This is a genomic window from Pseudomonas sp. Sample_21, assembly GCF_004307525.1.
Taxonomy (GTDB): Bacteria; Pseudomonadota; Gammaproteobacteria; order Pseudomonadales; family Pseudomonadaceae; genus Aquipseudomonas; species Aquipseudomonas atacamensis.
In genome coordinates this window covers 25,100-31,622 of record NZ_RCNZ01000087.1, presented here as the reverse complement: position 1 = coordinate 31,622, position 6,523 = coordinate 25,100, and the positions used below count along the sequence as shown (strand labels likewise).

At 52.2% G+C, this 6,523-nt stretch carries 6 protein-coding genes; 2 read left to right on the top strand and 4 right to left on the bottom strand.

Translation table 11 applies throughout. The annotated features are described in order from the left end of the window. The first annotated feature begins 380 nt into the window (after nt 1-380). Nucleotides 381-890, top strand: coding sequence for a DUF892 family protein (locus tag D8U71_RS15580; RefSeq protein ID WP_130888159.1), 510 nt, complete (start codon nt 381-383; stop codon nt 888-890). Nucleotides 891-1,076: 186 nt separating this feature from the next. Further along, nucleotides 1,077-1,958, top strand: a complete 882-nt coding sequence (locus D8U71_RS15575) for a manganese catalase family protein (protein WP_039768429.1) — start codon at nt 1,077-1,079, stop codon at nt 1,956-1,958. 574 nt (nt 1,959-2,532) lie between these two features. Here the strand turns inward: D8U71_RS15575 and D8U71_RS15570 are convergent. From D8U71_RS15570 to D8U71_RS15555, 4 genes are all read right to left on the bottom strand, one after another. After that, entirely contained in the window at nt 2,533-4,044 is a 1,512-nt protein-coding gene (locus D8U71_RS15570) for a diguanylate cyclase (RefSeq protein ID WP_130888158.1), read from the bottom strand. Between the two features lie 294 nt (nt 4,045-4,338). Continuing rightward, nucleotides 4,339-4,794 carry a hypothetical protein gene (locus D8U71_RS15565; RefSeq protein WP_241664233.1) on the bottom strand — a complete coding sequence of 152 codons (456 nt, stop codon included), beginning with the start codon at nt 4,792-4,794 and terminating at the stop codon, nt 4,339-4,341. A 191-nt stretch (nt 4,795-4,985) separates the two neighbouring features. Beyond that, nucleotides 4,986-5,210, bottom strand: coding sequence for a DUF2188 domain-containing protein (locus tag D8U71_RS15560; RefSeq protein ID WP_041478933.1), 225 nt, complete (start codon nt 5,208-5,210; stop codon nt 4,986-4,988). A gap of 187 nt (nt 5,211-5,397) precedes the next feature. Then, nucleotides 5,398-6,237, bottom strand: a complete 840-nt coding sequence (locus D8U71_RS15555) for an alpha/beta hydrolase (RefSeq protein ID WP_130888156.1) — start codon at nt 6,235-6,237, stop codon at nt 5,398-5,400. Between the last annotated feature and the right edge of the window lie 286 nt (nt 6,238-6,523).

Below are 6,523 nucleotides of genomic sequence, written 5' to 3'. Positions count from 1 at the left end.
GGGCTTTGGGTGGGACGTGATGCACTGGTTTGGTCTACAGGTCGGTACCACCATGTGACAACATCAAGGAAGCGTTCGCCCCGCTCTCTTCACAGCGACCGATGAGCTTAGAGCGGAAGCAGACGCGCGATAAATTGCGTGGCGTCCATTTGACCCGCCCATCGAGAAAATCGACTTAAGCTTTTTTTTACCACGCTTTTGGACAGATCGGCGAACACCTTTGCAAGCCATACGAGCCAAAGCACTACCTCACTTGCCGTATGCAATCGCTGGCCAATGGGAACTGAGGCGTCGCTCCGTCCGGATAATCTAAAATTCCTGAACTGTTCTCCCAGCAAAGCCATCCACTGCATTACACACCCATGAAGGAGCGAATGAACATGGCTACGCGACAAGAAAATCTACTCGACTGGCTGCGCGACGCGCACGCGATGGAGCAACAGGCTGAAAATATGCTCAAAGCTCAATCTAAGCGGTTAGAGCACTACCCTGAACTAAAAGCACGGATCGATAAGCACATCGAAGAAACCCTTGGCCAACAGAAATTGATCGACGAGTGCCTCTGGCGTCTGGGTGGTAGCTCTTCAACTATCAAGGACATGACGGGCAAGATCATGGCATTCGGACAAGCAGCCGGCGGCTCGTTGATGAGCGATGAAGTAGTTAAGGGGGCAATGGCTGGCTACGTCTTTGAAAATGTAGAAATAGCGACTTACACGGTTCTGATCGCAGCCGCACAAGCGGCGGGTGACGTTGAAACCCAAGCTGCGTGCGAGCAGATCCTTCCCCAAGAGATTGCTATGGCCGAATGGTTACTTGAACATTTACCACAAATCACGGAGGCATTTCTGGTTCGCTCAGAGGATCCTAATCTGGAAGCAAAAAAATAAACTGACTGCGCAGTCATCAGAACTGCGCACTCGGTTCAAATCCTTATTGAACTCTTGAGCTCATACCGTTGGTCTTGAATAGCAGCACCAAAAAGTAATTTCTACGTTCGTTACACCTCACAACTTATGCACGCGCTATCGCCCGCAGTGGCGAGCGCGCCTAAAGCCGAGTCTGAGGAATTCAAAATGTTCTTACATAACAAGCGACTTCAGTACACCGTTCGTGTGGCAGAGCCTAATCCGGGCCTGGCCAACCTCCTCCTTGAGCAATTCGGTGGCGCTAACGGCGAACTTGCTGCGGCGGCGCGGTATTTCACCCAAGCGTTGGCGGAAGAAGATCCGGGTCGTAAAGACCTTTTGATGGATATCGCGACAGAAGAATTAAGCCACCTCGAAATTGTGGGCTCGATCATTGTCATGCTCAATCGAGGCGCCAAAGGTCAGCTTGCGGAGGGCGTGCAAGAGGAAGGTGAGCTGTATCGTGCCATCAACGGTAACGGCAACGACTCGCACATCACCAGTCTGCTGTACGGCGCTGGTGCTCCCCTTGTGAACTCTGCGGGTGTGCCTTGGACGGCGGCATACGTCGATTCAATCACAGAGCCTACCGCCGATTTCCGTTCTAACATTGCGGCGGAAGCGCGCGCAAAAATCCTATACGAGCGCCTGATTAACGTCACCGACGATCCGGGCGTTAAAGAAGCACTAGGCTTTCTTATGACGCGAGAAATCGCCCATCAACAATCTTTCGAGAAAGCTCTGCATTCGATCCAGCCGAACTTTCCGCAAGGCAAACTTCCGGGCATGCCCGAATTCACCAACAAGTATTTCAACATGTCGGGCGAGCCGAACGTACGCGGCCCATGGAACGAGGGCGGTGCTTGGGAATACGTGGAAAATCCTGAGCCGGCGGTCGACGGAGGCGATGGGCTGGCGACGGTCAGTCTGCCTGCCGAGGATGTTGAAGTCTTGGAAGCGATGAAGGCCCGCACAGCCTCTGATCCGCTCAGTGAACCCGTCACGGGCGCCGACCTTGGGTCGGGGTATGTTCAAGGCAAAGACGCCTAACTCAGTACAGCGGCCCCACACCGGGGCCGCCACAACCTCAGATGACCAAAATGAAAAACGTTAAAGTAGCTTCGCTTACAACTGACCTTTTCAAAAATTTGATGGAAGCAGCCTCCGCTGGCTTTGAACACGATTGCCGACAGGCCTGTCGAGGTTTAAGGGTGAGCATGGCAGTTAATGCGTTCGGGATGGGAAAGCTGATTCCTAATAACCTAGCGAGCGAGAGCGGCCCTGAAACCAGTTCACGATTATAATTAACGAGACCGTACTTGCAATGACAGCAACTGTTACCCGTCTAACGGCGGTGAGGACACCCTATTGGGTGGGACTGATTATCCACAGCGAGGAGAGGTGAAAAATGAGGTTTACAAGGAATGCGGGATTTCACGTCGGAATCATAAATGCTCACAGACTTACATTCCTGTTCGGTAGCGCAATTTTCTGTGTCGGCACGCTCATCATCTTTGCCAAGTTTGTAAGCAAATTGTTTTAGACCAACGACCCGGCGTGCCACCCGAGTACGCCAAGAAGTCTAGCTGTACAGGGGGTGGAAGTGGATCTCACAGTAAACATTCTAACTTTCTACTCGATTGCGTCCTTTTGACTTCGCGGCGTAAAGTAAACGGTCAGCCTTGAGCAGAAAATCCTTGTAATTCTCCTCCCCTGTTTTGCAAGTCGAGACCACACCTGAGCTTATTGTGACAACGCCTAATGGGCTCACTGAATGTTGAACTTTTTCGTTAAAAAGCGAAATTCTAATATTTTCTGCAACCATGACCGCACCTGCAAGTTCAGTGTCCGGAAGTAGAATTACAAATTCTTCCCCACCGTAGCGAGCCGCGATATCACTTGGCCTATTGACGCTGGCTGCAAGAACGTTCGATACGCGCACAAGGCAATCATCGCCGCCTTGATGGCCATAATGGTCATTATATTGTTTGAACAGATCTATATCCAGAAGGATCAAGGATATGCATGTCTGATTCCTCGTGGCACGCTTCCATTCTTTATCCAATACCAAATCAAAACTTCTTCTATTGGCTAGGGAAGTGAGACCATCTGTAAGGGCTATCACCTCTAGCTCTTTTCGGATTACTTTGAGCTCGCGCTCTGCGATAAGCAGCTGTTGGATCTGCCGATATAGCAAGCTACCTAAAAACGCTAATGCCAATATGATGGAGCCTACCAGTGCAACCGATTGGTAAACATATGACCACCATGGCGCAAATACATGCTCATACGAAACTCCGGCTGCTGCGACGATAGGCAGCCCAGCCAAGCGACGATAGGCGTAGATGCGTTCAATACCATCTACAATGGACTTGATTATTGCAATACCTCTATCGCTCTGAGGTAGGTGCCGGCTAAAAATTTCACCTTTTGAAAGATTGGTTGTCATCAATGCTGCGACGGTCGGGCGTCGCGCGAGGAGCTCGCCGTTATCGAGTGCTAGGAAAATTACTCCTTCGTCGTCAACGGCCATACGTTTGAAAAAGCTTTGAAAATATGAAACCGGAACCGTGGCTAACGCAACCCCTGCAAAGGCTCCATCGGCTGTTTCGATACGCCGGCTTATAGGGATCACCATATCCCCTGTCGTTCGACTTTCCACTATCGAGCCAACGTGGATGGACTGGTCATCGTGCTCACGGTGATATCGAAAGTAAGCTCTGTCGCCGTTATTTTTGTTTTGCAGTCCTTCGGAAAACGAATTGGCCATCCAATTGCCTTGCGCATCGAAGATGAACAGCCCCTGAACGCCCTCAATGTTGTTCACCTGACGGGCCATCAGCTTTGCCAACCGCTCCTGTTGATCAGGGCCGCTTCCATCGTGCGCTACACGCTCTGCCAGATCTCGCAAGGTATTATCAGCCTGCAGCATCGTGTCACGGGCCTGCTGTTCAGCGGCAAGTACAATGTTCGAAACAGTTATTTTGGCCGCGTCTACTCGCTCACCGGACGACTGCACAATCTGCCAAGCAGTAGCAAGGATTAACGATAAACAAACAAGAAGAATGAAACCTATCAGCGAAAGGGACAGCGCTTTAGGTGTCAGCCTTGCATAGATCGGTAAGGAGAGCGTCATATATACGTCTTCAAATTGGCGGTGGGCTTAAGCGAGCAATTTTTATACCGGCATCGAAATAAAGCGCTTCACCCGCAGCTCCGGAATCCCTGAAAATCTGCGCAAATAGGCGTTGCTCTTCGCATATCCCACCGCAGTTTGACACCTACACGACTGGATGCTGCACAGACTCATGAATGAAGACCGCGAAGGCAACGACTCCCACTTTCTTCATCGTAGAAGGATTCCCGTCCTGGGTACCGCAGACCCACGAATGGGCATGATGGCGGGAATCGTTCCGGGCTTCAGCGCGGTTCACTGCCACCCTATCCTAGAAATGATCTCGCGCCGGTAAGGCGTATCGATCTGCGACGGCACTTGTTTGATGTAGTCGCGCGCGCACTCAAGTGTTTCTCCGCTTAAGCCGGCGAGATAGGCAATAGCGTCCTCGGCTGCGGGGACGAGCCCCTCAACGCCTCCGAATCTTGGTGGCAGTCCTGTCCAAACTACCGCGTCCAATCGTCGGGCAATCGCCCATTCAGCGATGATTCCCGCTGCGTTCGTACCGACCACGAAACTACCGATGCCATCCTCCCGGTCTTGAGGAACCCCCTCCCGAATTCTAAGAGCCTCGCGTGCCTCATCAAGGTTGTCCAGATCCAATACCGCCCAAAGCACTTTGCACCCAGGTGCGTTTGCGCAGATGGCTGTCGTAAGATCTCCGTTATCACTGACCCGCGCGAACTCGATGGGCAACACGGGGCCGTCCATAAACCACTCGCTCGCAAGCGGTAAGGTGCCTGGTTTCCAGATCAACGATCCCCATCCTAGACATGCAATTACCATGGTCAGCACCTGTATTTGAGACGAAGTTCACTCGCAATGCCTCCAGCCCTATAGTCAACCGCGTCCACTGCAGTCCGGTGCAATGGGCACTGCCCCTCCTTGGGCAATTAGGCCGTTCAGCCTTTGGTTTTTCTAGGATCTGCTGACCGAGGAAATGTACGTTCCTCTTGGATCGTGCCATCCTCTTTGTGGATTTTGAGAGAGGCTGTCTTGCCCTGAAGAAATTCGCTCGCTATCTCGGTAATTTCTGCTTTGGTGGATGCGGTCTTGGAGGCGCGTTGCGCGCCCTCTTTGACGAGCTCCCAAAGTTTTTCCGTTTTTTTGATGTGATAGTTATCCATTGGCTCACCTCTGATATACGATTAATACCTGTCAGGTTGACCATAGGCGATCCGAAGAGTTTGGACGGATTGGCGGCATTATGGATGCTTACGGAGATCCCCTTAGTTTTCGAGGGACGTGGGGTAAATGCCAGAAGCATGGGGCTGTAGCCGCTATACAGCAGTAAGAGTTTTAGCATGGCAAAGATTAAACAGTCTTAGCTGGCTGCAAGCGTTGCTTACCAGCGCGGTTAGCGATCTCCGGCGCTGGGCCTTCACCGTTCTGTTGCCGGCAAAGAAATTCGCGTATCAAAACAGCAGTTCGCCTGGCACTGGTCACTACGAAAAAATGCCCCTCACCCTTGAGCACGCGCAGTTCGGCTTGTGGAATTGAGCGTCGCAGGATATGCGCGTTGTATGGCTGCACGAGGGTGTCACGATCGCCGATAAGGATGAGCGTGCGTATGCGCAAACGGGATAACCGCAGCAGACTTGTCCAGCCTACTAAAGCGGTTAGCTGGTGGTGATAGGTTCGCAGGCGTACGGTTAGCATTCGCTTTACAACACCGAAACGCAGCAGCGCCTGTGTCGAATTGGCTGAATCATCTCGTTCGGGCTGTTTGCCGCCTGCGTTCCCTCTAAAAAATTCCAGGATGTCGGCGGGCTTTACCAGTAGCACCGGGCCCGCAGAGGTCGCCGCCAGGATAAGCCTGCGTACCATCGTGGGATGACGAAGAGCCAACTCTTGCGCCAAGGCACCGCCCCAACTCACGCCGAATACATCAACATGGTCAAAACCCAGTTGCTTGAGCATTTCGGCGATCAGATCGGCATGACTCGGCAAACGCATAGGCCAGCGGGGCATCTGCGACTTGCCGACACCAGGTACGTCCAACGTGATCGTTGTGTAGTCGCCTAGTTCGTTGCGCAGAGCATCGAAGGTTTTGATCAAACCTCCCAGACCGTTGAGTAGGAGTAGCGGAGGGCCTTGGCCGGTGATTGAGACATTCACCTGCAAGTCTTTAACGGTCATCATTCGGCTCGGCATGGACACCTCCTCCGTCAATGGTGAAGCAGTGTAGACGAGCAGTTATGTTGCGTTCGACCACCGCCTGTCCTCCTAACATCTCGGTATTTTTGTCTATGCCCAACCCATTCTGATAAAGGTTTTCAGTGGCTTGGTGATCACGCAATTCAGGGTCACGATCTTAGGTAGAGGAACCCTCATCCGGGACGGGCGCCTAACAGTTGAGCACCTCAGCTTGAGAAAGACAAAATGCATATGTCCGAGGCAACGCAAATCATGGAAGCGCTTTCGACCAATGAAGTGAACG